Source organism: Candidatus Binatia bacterium (genome assembly GCA_036382395.1).
Taxonomy (GTDB): Bacteria; Desulfobacterota; Binatia; order HRBIN30; family HRBIN30; genus JAGDMS01.
The window spans coordinates 1-13742 of sequence record DASVHW010000408.1 but is presented as its reverse complement, the minus strand read 5'-3'; the positions used below and the strand labels follow the sequence as shown (position 1 = coordinate 13742).

Here is a 13742-nt window from a genome sequence, read left to right as displayed (position 1 = left end):
TCAGCGTCCGTTCGATGCCGCCGGTCATGGCGTCAATGGCTGCGATCCGGCCCGGATGCCAGTCGTATCCGGCAAAGACGATGCGCCCGCCGGGGTCGAGCGCCAAGGCACGCACCCGCCCCGGCATCTTGGTCGCCCAGTCGACCGTACTCGCAGCGTCCAAGGTAACGGCAACCACCGCACTCGGGTCGGATCGGGACACGTACGCCCGTCGCGGTCCGACACCGGCCACCACATGATCTGGCTGGCACATCCACAATTGGTGCGTCTCTCCCGGCGCAACCAGGCTGACGCTTTCGATTCTCGAATCCTCCGCCGCCACCAGCCATTCACCGCTGGTCACAGCCAGGTCACGTGGCACGCGGCCCATCCGCACCGCCCCGACAGGCTTGCCGCTGTCGCCGTCGAGCAGCACCACTTCGCCACTGTCGCTGAAAGACAGTGCGGCTATCCGTGACAGATCGATAGTTTCCGCCAGGACCTCACGTCGACCCGCAGCGCCGCCGGCACACAGCACCACCACAAACGTTACCACCAACACGCGCGCCCAGCTTTCGGCCCACGGCGATCCCGACAGTCGCCTCGTCCCCGATAGCAATCGTGCGTGTGCTCCCATGCCCCCTCTGTCGTCGGCGTCCGCCGCAAGCCCCCGGTCCCGCGACGGCAGACATCCATTACGGCAACCGTGCTGCTACTCTACTCAATGACAGTTGTCAAGCAGTAGTGTTTATATGCTCGTTGACCAGTTGTGCTCTACTCACGCATGCTCCCAATGCCGAGGCCATTCCTTGCGGCCGGCCGGAACGTCGCGCCGGGATGGCGGACGCAAGCCGCCGCCCCTTACGGCGTGGTGGTGGCCTATCCTGCCGTTGCGCGCTAGGTTGTCGATGTACGCATGTCGTGTTTGCAATTCGTGACCGCGGCAGAGTACGCTGGGTTTGGTCCTGGCTTTGGTTGACCGGACTTGGTCTCGATGAGGAGGACAGACGTTGGTACTTGATCAAACCGAGCTTATCGATGGGCTTCTGGATCTCGCCCAAAACCTCGGCTCGGATGCAGCCCTCGACGTACGCTTGACGAGCCTGTGTCGTTCGGCAGTGCGGCTGGCCGGGTGTGACCGGAGCAGCATCTACCTTCTGGTTGGCGAATATTACGAGGAGAAGTGCCATTTCGAGAATCCGTCTGGCGCCGCCAGGGGTTTGGCGCCGCAGCGGGTCCATATCCAGGATCCGCTCATCTCCCGCGCGGTCCAGAACCGCAGCTGCGTGACCGTCGAGGACACGGAGCGTTGCGTCCTGACAAACCAGCAGGCAGAAGCGCATGCCCCATTTGTCGTGGTTGCTCCCGTGCTCAGTGACGCGCCAGCGGCGCTCGGCTTTGTGACAGCCGAGTATCACCAGCGCCCACACGCATTCGATGACACCGTGTCGCGACTCATCCTCGGCATGGCGACATTGGCAGCGACTGCGGTCGCAGCGGAGCGCCGGGGCCGGCAACGCATCGAGGCACACGAGCAAGAGGCCCAGGTTGATGCGGCGCTGGCGAAAGTGGGCCGGGAGTTGATCGCCTCACTCAACACGCCGGCGCTCCTCGAGCGCCTGTGCCAGGTGACGACGGAAGTGTTGGGCTGCGACTATAGCTGTACGCTGCTCTGGCAGCCGCGGGACGACACTTACGTGCCCACGGCCTGCCATGGCGCGACGGCTGAAGAGTGGGAGGCAATCCAGCTGGTGAAGTTTTCCCACAACGATATGGCCGACTTTATCGACCGCGTCAGACGGGAGGAAGTGGTCCAGGTGAGCGAGCCGCCGCTTGAGTCGGTCCCAGTGGTGCGCCTGGGCGTTGAGTATGGCATCTCGGCCAGCCTCCACGTCGCACTCCGGCGCGGGGATGAGATGATCGGCTTCCATGCCGCGGGGTATCGCGGGCGGCCGAAACCCTTCACGCCGCAGCAAGAGCGCATCGCGCGCGGCATCGGGCAGCTGGCCTCACTGGCCTTGGAAACCGCCCGTCTCGTGGAGGAGCTGGAACGGGCCAACCGGGTGAGGTCGGAATTCGTCGCCACCATGTCGCACGAGCTGCGCACGCCGCTCAATATCATCTTAGGCTACAATGATTTGCTGCTCGAGCATGCCTTCGGTGCATTGACGCTGGAACAGGCCGATACACTGCGACGGGCGGACAAGAGCGCACGGGAACTGCTCGATTTGATCAACACCACCCTCGACCTCAGCCGACTGGAAGCCGGACGGATGTCGCTCGATCTGCGCGAGACACAATTGGGGGATCTGATCCACGAAATCGACGTCGAAACCCGGCGGCTGCAAGAAAAGCCGGGGTTCACCTTCGTGCTGCACGCCCCCGCCTCGCTGCCGCCGCTGCGCACCGACCCGCTCAAGCTCAAGGTGGTGCTCAAGAACCTGATCGTGAATGCGCTGAAGTTTACCGATCAGGGCAGCGTCATGGTGGATGTCTTTGCGCGCGACGGCGGGATGGAAGTCTGCGTTGCGGACACCGGTATCGGCATGACGCCCGAAACGCAGCTGATTATCTTCGAGCCGTTTCGCCAGGCCGACGGGTTCAAGACCCGGCGGCAAGGCGGCGTCGGGCTCGGACTCTATATCGTGCGTCGCCTCCTGGAGATGCTGGGCGGCACGATCTCGGTGGACAGCGGGCTGGGGCGTGGCTCACTTTTTCGCGTGTGGATCCCGAACCTCGCGGAGTCGGGGGACGAGCCGAGAGTCACCCGCCCCGGCGATGTGTAGCGTCCGGTCCGCCCCGCCAACTCCAGGCGGCGCCGGCAGCCGATCTTGTCCGTATCAGATTGCGGTTACCGCATCCTTGGACTACCGTGAAGTGTCCATGGAGCTGATCGTCCGCGATCTCGGGATGTGCCCGTACGCCACCGCCTTGGCACTGCAGGAAGACCTCGTGAACCGCAAGGTCGCTGGCGATGATCAAGACTATCTCCTCTTGCTCGAGCACGAGCCGGTCTACACCCTGGGACGCGGGGCCAACGCCGCCGATCTGCTCGGCGCCGATCGGACACTGGGGATCCCGGCGTTCCGCGTCAGCCGCGGCGGTGGAGTAACCTTCCATGGGCCGGGACAGTTCGTGGCCTACCCGATCCTGACGCTGGGCCACGCCCGCGACGTGCATCGCTACGTCCGCTCTCTTGAAGAGGCGCTGATCCGCACCTGCACCGATTTCGGGCTCGCCGCCGGGCGGCGGGACGGGCTGACGGGAGTCTGGATCGGGGCAGCGAAGATCGCCTCGATCGGCGTCGGTGTGCGCCGCTGGACGACCTTTCACGGCATCGCGTTGAACGTGTCGACCGATGTGCGGTTTTTCGCACAAATCGTTCCATGCCGAATGCCCGAGATACGCATGACCTCGATGGCGATCGAATTGGGAACGGCGCCACCCATGGCGGACGTGCGGGCAGCATTCGTCCGCGAGTTTCGGTCGGTGTTCGGCTACACCGACGCGGTACTTCAGGAAGAGTGCCGCGCATGACCGTGGTCCGCCGGCATCCCGAATGGATCAAGGTGAAGGCACCCCAGGGGGACGCGTTCTTCGAGACCAAGCGCCTGGTCAAGGATTTGCGGCTGCACACCGTATGTGAAGAAGCGCATTGTCCTAACGTCGGTGAATGCTGGGGGCACAAGACGGCCACCTTCATGTTGCTTGGCGACGTTTGTACTCGCAACTGTGCTTTCTGCGCCGTGGCCCACGGCCAACCAACCACCGTCGATCCCTACGAGCCAGAGCGCGTCGCCGAAGGGGTGGTCCGTTTGGGGCTGCGGCATATCGTGGTGACGTCGGTCGACCGTGACGACCTGCCCGACGGTGGCGCCGGCCACTTCGCACGGACAGCAGAGGCCATCAAGAAGCGCGTGCCGGACTGCACCGTCGAGGTATTGGTCCCCGACTTCAAGGGCGATCTGGCGGCGGTGGAGACTGTGGTTGACGCGCCGGTCGACATTTTCAACCACAACATCGAGACCGTGCCGCGCCTGTACAGGCACGTGCGGCCCGGGTCCAAGTATGATCGCTCTCTCCACCTGCTACGGCATGCCAAGGAACGCCGGTCCGAGCTGTTGACGAAGACGGGGTTGATGCTGGGACTGGGCGAAGAGTTTGACGAGCTCAGCACTGTTTTCGCTGACATCGCCGCCACCGGGTGCAATATCCTGACTTTGGGACAGTACCTGCGGCCGTCCTCCTCACAGCTGGCGGTGGAGCGTTACGTGTCACCGGCCGAGTTCTCGGCGTTGCGCCAAGAGGCCCTTCGCTTTGGCTTCCGCCACGTGGAGTCGGGCCCCCTGGTACGCAGCTCCTATCACGCCTGGCAGCACGTGGCCTGACCGCCTCGGCGCATCGCGCCGGGAAGCGCAGTTTTGCACCAGTTTTGAGCCCGCCTCGGTGGACACGCCCTCAGTTTTCTGCGATGGTTAGCCTCATAAAACTGAAGGTCGTAAAGGCAAAAAGGAGGAGGCAGGACTAGAGATGATCAGACTATATGACTACCCGGATTGCCCCTTCTGTCAAAAAGTGCGGGTGGTTTTGGCGGAGAAGGACCTCGAATACGAGCGCCTGCACGTGGATTTGCACAAGGGCCAGCAACGAGCGCCTGAATTCCTCAAATTGAACCCCTACGGCAAGGTGCCGGTGCTAATCGATGAAGACATCGTCATCTACGACTCCACGATCATCAATGAGTACTTAGACGAGGAGTACCCCAATCCGCGCCTCATGCCCGAAGATTCGGCAGGCCGCGCCCGGGTGCGGCTGCTGGAAGACTTTGGGGACAATTCCTTCACCCCTCCGGCCGGCATGATCCTGACCGAATTGCACAAACCAGAAGGTGAGCGGGACGCCGAAAAAGTCCGCAAGTACCAGAGCGAAATCGCGTGGATTCTCGGGCGTTTAGAAGTGAATTTGGAAGGAAAAGAATACCTCACGAGCGACTTTTCCCTGGCCGATGTCGCCTTCGTGCCCCGCATCCTGGTCCTGAGCCAACTCGGCGTGGAATTGGACGCACGCCTGCAGAACGTCGCAAGCTGGCTCGGGCGACTGCGCGAGCGCCCGAGCGTCAAGATTCTCTCGTAATAGCTGTCTTCATTTGGTCCCGATGGGCCGTGCCGGTGGGATGTGGCAGCGGTTGGGAAGCGTCGGGGAGGTTGACAGACCGCAGCTCTTTCGCCATATCTAATTCTTAACAGGAATACATCCTGATAATTCGAGAAGAGGAGGAGCATCATGGCTAAGAGTCTGAAGAGCACCAAGACGCATGAGAATCTGAAGAATGCCTTCGCCGGCGAATCGCAAGCGAACCGGCGCTACCTGTACTTCGCGCGTCGCGCCGATATCGAGGGGTACCCCGACGTCGGCGGCCTGTTCCGGGACACGTCAGAAGCGGAAACCGGTCACGCTTTCGGGCATCTCGATTTTCTGAAGGAAGTGGGCGACCCGTGCACAGGAGTGCCTATCGGCAGCACGGAGAACAATCTCAAGTCCGCAGTGGAAGGCGAAACCTACGAGTACACCGAAATGTACCCCGGCTTTGGCAAGACCGCTCGCAACGAAGGCTTCGAGGAAATCGCCGAATGGTTCGAGACGCTGGCGCGGGCCGAGAAGTCGCACGCCGGACGCTTCGCCAAGGGCCTCGAAGGACTGGCAAAGCTATAGTCAGCAATGCTGACTCCGCGTTCCGGCTCCCAAGCCGCGTGCGGCTTGGGCCGCTGGACGGCGGTGAGCGCGGCTAGGGGCGCAGGAAGCTGGACTAAGGTGGGGTCGGCTACGGCCGGCCCCTACAGTCCTATGTCATTCAACCAATGAACAAGGTCACTCTCGACGAGATCCTTGGCGTGGAGCGTTACGAGCAGGTCCGCCCGGAGTTCCAGCGGCGCATCATCGAGATGAAAAAGGACCGGCGGGTGGCGGTGGGAGATCGGGTGACGTTGGTCTTCGAAAACCACGACACCATGCTTTTTCAGGTTCAGGAGATGGTGCGCGCCGAGCACATCGTCGACCTGGATCGGATCCGTGACGAGATCGATGTCTACAACGCCCTCCTCCCCGCCGGCGACGAACTGAGCGCCACCATGCTCATCGAGATCACCGAGTCCGATCGTATCCGTGAAGAGCTGGTCCGGCTCATCGGCATCGACGAGGCGGTGCGTCTGGAGATTGGCGATCCGACGCGCGGTGGTTTCACCGCACGCGGCGAATTCGAGGCTGGTCGCAGCAAGGCGGACAAGCTCAGTGCCGTACAGTACGTGCGCTTCCACTTCGATGTTCCGGCGCGCCAGGCCTTCATCAACAGCACCGAACGGGTGCGGCTGGTCATCGACCATCCCAACTACCGCCACAGCGCGCTCATCGACGGCGCCGTGCGCCGATCGTTGGCGCGCGATCTGGAGGCGGCGTGAAGACGCGTCGAACCCGCCAGCTCGCCGCCATCTGCGAGGTCGTCAGTACGGCCCACGATCATCCCACCGCTGAAGAAGTCTACACGCGGGTGCGCCGGCGGTTACCGCGCATCAGCCTGGGCACCGTGTACCGCAATCTGCAAAAGTTAGCCGCGCAGCAGCAGCTCCGTGTCGTCCACCTGGCAGACCGGCCGGCGCGGCACGACGGCATGCTGGAGGATCACGACCATTTCTTGTGCGAACGTTGCGGGATGGTGGCCGACTTGATGCAAGCGACCGAGACGTCCCCGGATTGCTCCCGGCTCAGCCAGTCGGGCTACCAAGTGCGGGCGCACGCCCTGACCTTTTACGGTCTCTGCCCGGAGTGCAGCCGCGTCAAGCGGAAGCCGCACGCGGCCGGACACTGACGGCTGGAAGCCCGGCGTCTTGACCCTTGACAAACAAACTGGTTCATTCTCCTCGGTAACCATCCGACACCGCCGGCGACCGCGAGCGTCCGCCGCAGACTGCAGACAAGGAGGGCTCCATGCTCGAAGGGAATCTGGGCCTCATGATCCTGCGTTGGCTACACTTCCTTTTTGGCATCGCCTGGATCGGCCTGCTGTACTACTTCAATTTCGTCCAAGTCCCATTTTTCGCGGAGACGGATGCCGCCACCAAGAACGCGGTGACGCAGAAACTCGTGCCACGGGCACTGTGGTGGTTTCGCTGGGGCGGGATGGGAACCTTCATCGTCGGTCTGATGATCCTGCTGAACAATTGGAGCGTCGCGCGTAGCGGCTTCATTCCGTCGTCTTACGGCGCCGCAATCCTGACCGGCGGCATTCTCGGCACGATCATGTTCTTGAACGTGTGGCTGGTGATCTGGCCGAACCAGAAGGTGGTGATTGCCTCCGCAGTGGCCGTTGCCGGGGGCGGCCAGGCTGATCCCGCGGTTGGCCCCGCCGGGCGACGCGCCTTCCTGACCTCGCGCACCAACACCATGTTTTCCGTTCCCATGCTTTTTTTCATGGGAGCGGCCCGTCACTATCCTCATTTCTCTCAGTCAAGGGGAGGCGTGGTCGCGTGGGTCGTCCTCTGTGGCGGTATCGTCGCGTTCCTCGAGTACAACGCGCTCGTCGGCACACAGGGACCCATGAAGAAGCCCTTGGAAACCATCTCCGGCGTCATCCGCGCCGGCATCGTGCTCACGCTGGTGCTGTTCCTGATTCTCAGGTTCCTCTAGAAGAGGGCCGAGGCACTGAAACCCTCAGTGATCTTTGATGGCGGCTGCAGCGAGGAACGCCGTGAGATCGTCGACCTTCGAGGCAAGCATCGGCTGTGCCGGCATCACCTGCGTCGTGCGCTGTGGGGTGTAGCCGGGCGGATACGCGGCGCGCACGACACGCGCCTCCACCAACTCACGTGGGGATCCCGCGATCGCCGGCCCTTGGCTGCCAGGCTGCGTCGGGTCAGGGTTGTGGCAGATGGTGCAGTTGGACAGATACACCTGACGGCCGCGTTCAGCAGAGGTCAACGGCTTCGACTCCGAGCACGCCGCGAGCAGCAGCAGGCACACTACCGCCAGCACCGCCGCAGCATTCTTTGATGTGGCCTTCACCCCCCGCGCCGCCTGGCCCGTCACGCGCGGCGCGCTTTCAACTCTCGAAGTCATCCCGCTCTATTGTTATGGACAATGCCAAAGGGATCAAGCACATGCCACGACTGGCGATTGCATTTATTCTGTGGATGATCACGGGTTGCGCTGCCGCGCCGCACCTGATTCTGCCGAACGGCCAGGTTGCGAGCCGCACCGTTGTCAGCGCCATACTCGCCACCCACCCACTGCCGCCAGGTGACAACATCCGCTCCGCCCTACGACGGGAAGGATCAGGTTCCGAGTGAGTGAAGGCGGTGAGGCATGATCCCTGATGCAGAGTCGTTTGTGGATGGAGCACCTCGTTCCGACGACTCACGGATCACGCGTCAATTCTTCCCCGCCTCCGGCAACACTGCTAGATTGCGGTAATGGCCATACGACACACCACACCTGAGGAAGCGCACTTTCCGAGAGCCGCGCAGATCGTTGTCGGCTGCCAGTCCGGCGCACGCTGCAGCGCTGAAAACTCTTACGCCAGCCTGCGTGGCACGGCACCATAGGCACCCATGCCCATCCACATCAATCGCGTCTACACGCGCACCGGGGACAAGGGTGACACCGGCCTGGTTGGGGGCAAGCGTCTGCCCAAGGACAGCCTGCGCATCGAGGCGTACGGAACCGTCGATGAGCTCAACGCGGTCGTCGGGCTGGCACGGGTGTTCAATCAGGAAGCCGCACCCAGCAGCGGGCGCGATCGCCTGGAAGACATCCTCAAACGCATCCAGAACGAGCTGTTCGATCTTGGCAGCGAACTCGCCACGCCACCCGAGGCGTTTTACGAAGGCATGTTCCGGATGGGGGACGAGGAGGTGAAAGCGCTGGAGCAACTGATGGACGCGTGCGAGAAGGACCTCGATCCGCTCAAGTCGTTCGTCCTGCCCGGCGGCGGCCGGGTGAGCGCGTTCTTACACCAGTGCCGTACGGTCTGCCGGCGTGCGGAGCGAGTTGTCGTGCGGTTGCAGCGCGAAGAAGACATCGGCTCGGGGCCGATACGGTATCTAAACCGCCTGAGCGATCTCTTCTTTGTGCTGTCGCGCTGGATCGGCAAGCACAGCGGAGAGCACGAATTCCTGTGGGAGCGCGGGTTGCGCTCGCACGACCGCAAGGTGAAACAGAAAGGATGAGCGGATGCTACGGATGTACCTGAAACAACTTCAGCTCGGACCGATGCAGAATTTCGTCTACGTCGTAGCTGATCCGATCACGCGCGAGGCCGCCGTGATCGACGCAGCCTGGGACATCGATCGAATTGTCCAGGTCATCGAGCAGGACGACCTGCGGCTAAAGGCCGCGCTGGTAACACATTTTCATCCGGATCATCTGGGTGGCGACTTCATGCAACACCACATCCCCGGGGCGGCCGAATTGCTGCAACACAACTTGCCGATCAAGGTATGGGTCCACAAAACGGAAGCCGATTTCGTCGGCCGCATTGCGGGCCTTTCGCCCTCCGATCTGGTACGGACCGATGGAACCGAGGAGCTCAAGTTGGGCGAGCTCAGCATCCGCATGTTGCACACCCCCGGACACACCCCCGGCTCTCAGTGTTTCCTTGTCGATGGCCGATTGATCTCCGGCGACACCCTGTTCATCGGCTCCTGTGGCCGCGTCGACCTCCCCGGCAGTGATCCGGCGCAGCTGTACGACAGCCTGGTGAACAAGTTGAAGCAGCTGCCGGACGACACGGTTCTCTATCCTGGCCATAACTACGCCGAGCGCGTCACGTCGACCATTGGCGAGGAGAAGCGGCACAACCCCTACATGCGCTTCAACCGGCTCGAAGATTTCTTGGGCACGATGGGGTACTGAACTGAGTACATGGCCACACTGATCGAAAGGCCGACTATCATTCAGGCCGCGGGGAACCCGCCCAAGCGAATTGAGGAGTTCGTGGGGCGCGTCAACAGCGGGACGGAGCGAGTCAGCATCGCCCGCATGAAAAGCCCGCAGGGATGGGAAGAACCGGGCCAAGAACCGGAATTCGACGAGTTCACGGTGGTTACGTCGGGGATGCTTCGCGTGGAGACGAGGGGAGGTGTGCTGGAAGTTCGCACCGGGCAGGCAGTGCACGCACCAGCGGGAGAGTGGATTCGCTACAGTACACCCGAGGCGGGCGGGGCCGAGTACCTAGCCGTGTGCCTGCCGGCCTTCTCGCCGGCCACAGTTCACCGAGACGACTGCTGAACAACCGTCACGGACTGGCATCATGACTCTATCTGGTTAACGGCACTCGGCCGATCACTCACGAAGTCGCCGCTGACCTGCAGAGTCGCAATCTCAAACGGGCGCAGTTGCAACCTCAGTGCGCCATCAGGTAAGCGGCGCATCCTGATCCGCACCGGCCGCTCGAGAAAGTTCACCGCCCGAGCCCGTCCGGCGTGGAAGAAATCGACGATGCCAGTCTGCGCCCGCGATGACGCGTTGTAGCAACGGACCACATATGCCCCGTTGCGCTTTGCCGGCGTCACCGCGCTCACGACGATGTTCGGGTTCTCGCAACGAAAGAGCGTCGCCCCCGCCGGCAGTGAGCCGGGACGCGCGTCGGTCACGAGGGCAATGGGCGGATGGGCAAAGTTGTGTGCCTGTGTGACGACGCCCGCCGACTCCCAATCACCGCTGTACGTCGTCAGCGCATACTCGAAACGGTGCGGCCCCTGCGACTGCGCCTCCGGAGTTTCGAGTCCGGGACCCGCGTGTCCGTTCCGCCAGCGCAGGTCGCCCCGCGACAGCCACCCGACAGCACGAATCAAAGTGAGGGCGATTTCCGTTCCGCCGTCGGCGCGGAATACCTCAACCTCAGGAATGCCACGATTGAATAGCGCGACCCCCCGTTGTCCGTCCTGAATGCAGGTGAACGTCTTCTGCGGCACGGTACCGATCGGACGCTCCACACTGCCCTCCGGCTCGAGCTCGAGGGCGCGCTCCACTGCTCCAAACGCCTGCTCCATGAAAGCGGAGCCCACCGTCAGCGGCGTCTGGAAATGCACCCGGAGCCGGTGATCAGCGGCGGTGTTGTCGATGAGGGTTTCGAAGTCCACCCGCTTGACGCCAGCGTAGAGACGGATTCGCGTGGTGATGGGTACCGGCACCAACTCGCTCGAACGCGTGTCGCGGTCCGCTTCGAGTCTGCGTGGGATGAGGTACGTCTGATCGACCATCAACGTCGCCACCACCGGATTGCCGGTATCGATCGTGACCGTCGGGCGTGACGCCGGAGCCATCACCACTTGCGGCGCCGCTAGCGGGTCGAAGTTGTATTCATCGCCGCGATCGCCTTCGTCCACGAACCAGTTGCAGCGCTGCAGTACGAGGTCGGTCTCCTTGTCCGTTATGCTCAGTGCACCGTCATCGTCGACCGAGATTCGGTAGTAGTGGTTTTCAATGCCGCCGCCGGTGGCGATGAACGGTGAGGCAGCCGCTTCTCCCGGTCCATCCGTCCGTCGCCGCAGGGCAAAGACCTTGAACCCGTGGCCGGTGAGTTCGGGCGCAATAAAGGTTGCGCGCGCCGGCGCACCGGTCTGCGCCCGAGCGGAAATGATGCGGAGCGTCGGATCATCGAGCATTGCCAGCCACTGCTGGCGCAGAGCGGGCACGTCGAGTCGGCCGCGCAGGGCTCGATCCATGGTGAGAACGACCGAGAGGCGGTCGCCTTGGCGCTGAAAGGCCGCGTCATTGATGAAGAAGCCGAGAAACTCGCGTGTCTGAATCGCCAACACGTGCGGCCGAATCTCATCCGGTGGCAGCTCGGCGGCAAACAGCACCTCGCCGGCCTCGGCCTGGAGGTAGATCGGGATCTCGTTCCCCCTTTCGTCTTGCAGAACGAACGAGGACGCCGGGTCAGCATAGATCTCCGCGCGCACGGCACTGGGGCCGGCGGTGTTTGGGTTGTAGACGCACAGCGCCGGGTCCGGCGCTGTGCGCGACGTGTCGAGTCGCTGCACCAGGGTGGCGAGCGCCTGCCGCGTTACCTGCTCGCCCACCATTTCGACTTGATCGAAGCGGTATTCCATATCGCGATGCACGACATCGATCGAGCAGCCGCAGATGCTGTCGTGCGGATGATTTTGCACCGCCATGTTCCACGCCCAATCGGTGAAATCGGTGAGCCGGACATTACAGGGCTGCTGCGCCGTCAGGTCGGCCCAGGTGGCAAGCGGCTCGGCGTAGCGCTCCAAGCGGCTGACGTTGTAAAAGTCGCGCTGCTTCTGCCGCACGCGCATGGACGTGACGCCGGGAAGCAGGTGGGCACGCAGGGGGCTGCGTAGCTCGCCCCGATGGGCCTGTAGCTCACCGTGCTCGGCGCGTGCACGCTCGATGAAGCTGCTCAGCGATGCAATCTCGCAGCTCAGCCCTTCACGCCCGCGCGTGGCCACGGCCAGCAGCTCGGGTAACGTCGCCTGCGCCTCCTGGTGATCGGTCCCGTTCATCACGAGCAGCGATGGCACCCGGCGATACGGCGCCTGTTCCGCCACGATGGCGGCCAGACGCTCGCGCATCTCGCCGGCAGCCTCCGGCAGGCTGCGCCCGTTGGAGTAGCCGGAATGCGGCAGGTAAACGGTGAAGACGCTGGTGCCGTCGGGTGCTTCCCAGGTGAACAGGGTGCGGGTGATGTCCGCTCCGACGCCACGCCACACCACGGCGCAATCAATTCCGCATCCGGCCAGGATCTGCGGCATCTGGGCGATGTGCCCGAACTGATCGGGCAGGTAACCGACTTTCAACGGCGCACCGAACTGCGCCGCTAGGCGATGGCCGATCTGCAAATTGCGGATGAGCGACTCGCCGGTCACCAGAAATTCGTCCGGCAGCACGTACCACGGCCCGACCGCAATCCGGCCCGTGCGAATCAGCCGACGCAAGCGGGCGCGATTCCGTGGCCGAATGTCGAGATAATCCTCGAGCACGATCGTCTGGCCATCGAGATGGAAGTGCGTGAAGTCGGGTTGGCCTTCCAGCGTCTCCAGCAGGCGGTCGATCATGCGCACCAGCCGGCTGCGGAATTGTTGGAACGGTTGGTACCACTCACGATCCCAGTGCGTATGGGGAACCACGACCAGATGGACCGGCAGTGACATGTTCGTCTCAGGCTGCGGTTCGGCGTGCATGCTTGTCACTCCTATCGGGCCGGGATCGGCGCATCATACTCGGAGCCCGCGGCGATGGAACCAGCAGGCCGTGCGTGTCGTCGCCCTTCAAAGGAGCGCGAGAATTCCACAGTGAGAGAATGTTCCTTGACTTCCACCACCGAATTCGATGACGTGGCGCGGTTTATGGAGGGTGATCCGCCTGTATATATGCGGACTGTCGAGGCCGCTACCGGCGTACGGCAGCAGCGCTCGGCCCTCGTCCGAACCATTTGGGCGCTCTCCTGGCCAGTCATCTTAACCTTCCTGCTCGAGTCACTGGTCGGTCTGATCGACACGCTCATGGTAGGTCGGCTCGGCGCGGCCGCCGTGGCCGCCGTCGGAATCGGGGCGCAGATTCTGTCTGCCGTCAGTGTCGCCATGACCGCCGTGGGGACGGGCACTCTGGCCCTCGTGGCGCGGCACATCGGGGCACGCCAAGAGGCCGACGCCAACCAGGTACTGGGCCAGTCGATCCTCACTGCATTTGGCCTTTCGGTCGTTGCGATAATCCCGGTGATCATATTTGCATCGGAAATCGTCGGC

At 63.0% G+C, this 13742-nt stretch carries 16 protein-coding genes; 13 read left to right on the top strand and 3 right to left on the bottom strand.

Translation table 11 applies throughout. The annotated features are described in order from the left end of the window. Positions 1-541, bottom strand: a 541-nt coding sequence (locus tag VF515_20090; protein HEX7409927.1) for a hypothetical protein, incomplete at its 3' end; no start/stop codon positions are given. A 448-nt stretch (positions 542-989) separates the two neighbouring features. Here VF515_20090 and VF515_20085 point away from each other — a divergent pair. The 8 genes from VF515_20085 to VF515_20050 all read left to right on the top strand — a co-directional run bounded on the left by VF515_20085 (position 990) and on the right by VF515_20050 (position 7659). After that, a complete protein-coding gene (locus VF515_20085) occupies positions 990-2765 on the top strand; it encodes a GAF domain-containing sensor histidine kinase (protein ID HEX7409926.1) in 1776 nt (591 codons plus the stop codon). Between the two features lie 97 nt (positions 2766-2862). After that, positions 2863-3516 carry a lipoyl(octanoyl) transferase LipB gene (gene lipB / locus VF515_20080; protein ID HEX7409925.1) on the top strand — a complete coding sequence of 218 codons (654 nt, stop codon included), beginning with the start codon at positions 2863-2865 and terminating at the stop codon, positions 3514-3516. Further along, a complete protein-coding gene (gene lipA / locus VF515_20075) occupies positions 3513-4367 on the top strand; it encodes a lipoyl synthase (GenBank protein HEX7409924.1) in 855 nt (284 codons plus the stop codon). Before lipB ends, lipA begins: the two co-directional genes overlap by 4 nt. A 142-nt stretch (positions 4368-4509) precedes the next feature. Then, the gene (locus tag VF515_20070; protein HEX7409923.1) at positions 4510-5112 is read left to right on the top strand and encodes a glutathione S-transferase family protein; all 603 of its coding nucleotides are present in this window, start codon (positions 4510-4512) and stop codon (positions 5110-5112) included. A gap of 150 nt (positions 5113-5262) precedes the next feature. Then, entirely contained in the window at positions 5263-5691 is a 429-nt protein-coding gene (locus VF515_20065; protein ID HEX7409922.1) for a rubrerythrin family protein, read from the top strand. 146 nt (positions 5692-5837) lie between these two features. After that, entirely contained in the window at positions 5838-6434 is a 597-nt protein-coding gene (locus VF515_20060) for a DUF3501 family protein (protein HEX7409921.1), read from the top strand. Continuing rightward, positions 6431-6841: a transcriptional repressor gene (locus VF515_20055; protein HEX7409920.1), complete on the top strand. Its 411-nt coding sequence runs from the start codon at positions 6431-6433 to the stop codon at positions 6839-6841. The genes VF515_20060 and VF515_20055 overlap by 4 nt, the downstream gene beginning before the upstream one ends. 119 nt (positions 6842-6960) lie before the next feature. Further along, complete coding sequence (locus VF515_20050) at positions 6961-7659, top strand: urate hydroxylase PuuD (GenBank protein HEX7409919.1); 699 nt, start codon at positions 6961-6963, stop codon at positions 7657-7659. A gap of 24 nt (positions 7660-7683) precedes the next feature. On the opposite strand, the gene VF515_20045 is transcribed toward VF515_20050, so the two are convergent. Further along, complete coding sequence (locus tag VF515_20045) at positions 7684-8088, bottom strand: cytochrome c (GenBank protein ID HEX7409918.1); 405 nt, start codon at positions 8086-8088, stop codon at positions 7684-7686. A 41-nt stretch (positions 8089-8129) separates the two neighbouring features. On the opposite strand from VF515_20045, the gene VF515_20040 reads away from it, so the two are divergent. From VF515_20040 to VF515_20025, 4 genes are all read left to right on the top strand, one after another. After that, positions 8130-8318 carry a hypothetical protein gene (locus tag VF515_20040; protein HEX7409917.1) on the top strand — a complete coding sequence of 63 codons (189 nt, stop codon included), beginning with the start codon at positions 8130-8132 and terminating at the stop codon, positions 8316-8318. Between the two features lie 261 nt (positions 8319-8579). Next, entirely contained in the window at positions 8580-9197 is a 618-nt protein-coding gene (locus VF515_20035) for a cob(I)yrinic acid a,c-diamide adenosyltransferase (protein HEX7409916.1), read from the top strand. 4 nt (positions 9198-9201) lie between these two features. Next, complete coding sequence (locus tag VF515_20030) at positions 9202-9882, top strand: MBL fold metallo-hydrolase (protein HEX7409915.1); 681 nt, start codon at positions 9202-9204, stop codon at positions 9880-9882. Positions 9883-9891: 9 nt separating this feature from the next. After that, positions 9892-10257, top strand: coding sequence for a cupin (locus tag VF515_20025; GenBank protein HEX7409914.1), 366 nt, complete (start codon positions 9892-9894; stop codon positions 10255-10257). A gap of 20 nt (positions 10258-10277) precedes the next feature. On the opposite strand, the gene VF515_20020 is transcribed toward VF515_20025, so the two are convergent. Then, positions 10278-13178 carry a glycoside hydrolase family 38 C-terminal domain-containing protein gene (locus VF515_20020; protein HEX7409913.1) on the bottom strand — a complete coding sequence of 967 codons (2901 nt, stop codon included), beginning with the start codon at positions 13176-13178 and terminating at the stop codon, positions 10278-10280. A 126-nt stretch (positions 13179-13304) separates the two neighbouring features. Here VF515_20020 and VF515_20015 point away from each other — a divergent pair. Continuing rightward, the coding region (locus VF515_20015; protein ID HEX7409912.1) for an MATE family efflux transporter at positions 13305-13742 on the top strand (438 nt) is incomplete at its 3' end.

Excerpts from the sequence above, each read along its gene's own strand:
- lipA (HEX7409924.1), top strand. The coding sequence starts at position 3,513 with ATGACCGTGGTCCGCCGGCATCCCGAATGGATCAAGGTGAAGGCACCC.
- VF515_20030 (HEX7409915.1), top strand. The coding sequence starts at position 9,202 with ATGCTACGGATGTACCTGAAACAACTTCAGCTCGGACCGATGCAGAAT.
- VF515_20045 (HEX7409918.1), bottom strand. The coding sequence starts at position 8,088 with ATGACTTCGAGAGTTGAAAGCGCGCCGCGCGTGACGGGCCAGGCGGCG.
- VF515_20025 (HEX7409914.1), top strand. The coding sequence starts at position 9,892 with ATGGCCACACTGATCGAAAGGCCGACTATCATTCAGGCCGCGGGGAAC.
- VF515_20060 (HEX7409921.1), top strand. The coding sequence starts at position 5,838 with ATGAACAAGGTCACTCTCGACGAGATCCTTGGCGTGGAGCGTTACGAG.
- VF515_20050 (HEX7409919.1), top strand. The coding sequence starts at position 6,961 with ATGCTCGAAGGGAATCTGGGCCTCATGATCCTGCGTTGGCTACACTTC.
- VF515_20035 (HEX7409916.1), top strand. The coding sequence starts at position 8,580 with ATGCCCATCCACATCAATCGCGTCTACACGCGCACCGGGGACAAGGGT.
- lipB (HEX7409925.1), top strand. The coding sequence starts at position 2,863 with ATGGAGCTGATCGTCCGCGATCTCGGGATGTGCCCGTACGCCACCGCC.
- VF515_20040 (HEX7409917.1), top strand. The coding sequence starts at position 8,130 with ATGCCACGACTGGCGATTGCATTTATTCTGTGGATGATCACGGGTTGC.
- VF515_20065 (HEX7409922.1), top strand. The coding sequence starts at position 5,263 with ATGGCTAAGAGTCTGAAGAGCACCAAGACGCATGAGAATCTGAAGAAT.
- VF515_20070 (HEX7409923.1), top strand. The coding sequence starts at position 4,510 with ATGATCAGACTATATGACTACCCGGATTGCCCCTTCTGTCAAAAAGTG.
- VF515_20020 (HEX7409913.1), bottom strand. The coding sequence starts at position 13,178 with ATGCACGCCGAACCGCAGCCTGAGACGAACATGTCACTGCCGGTCCAT.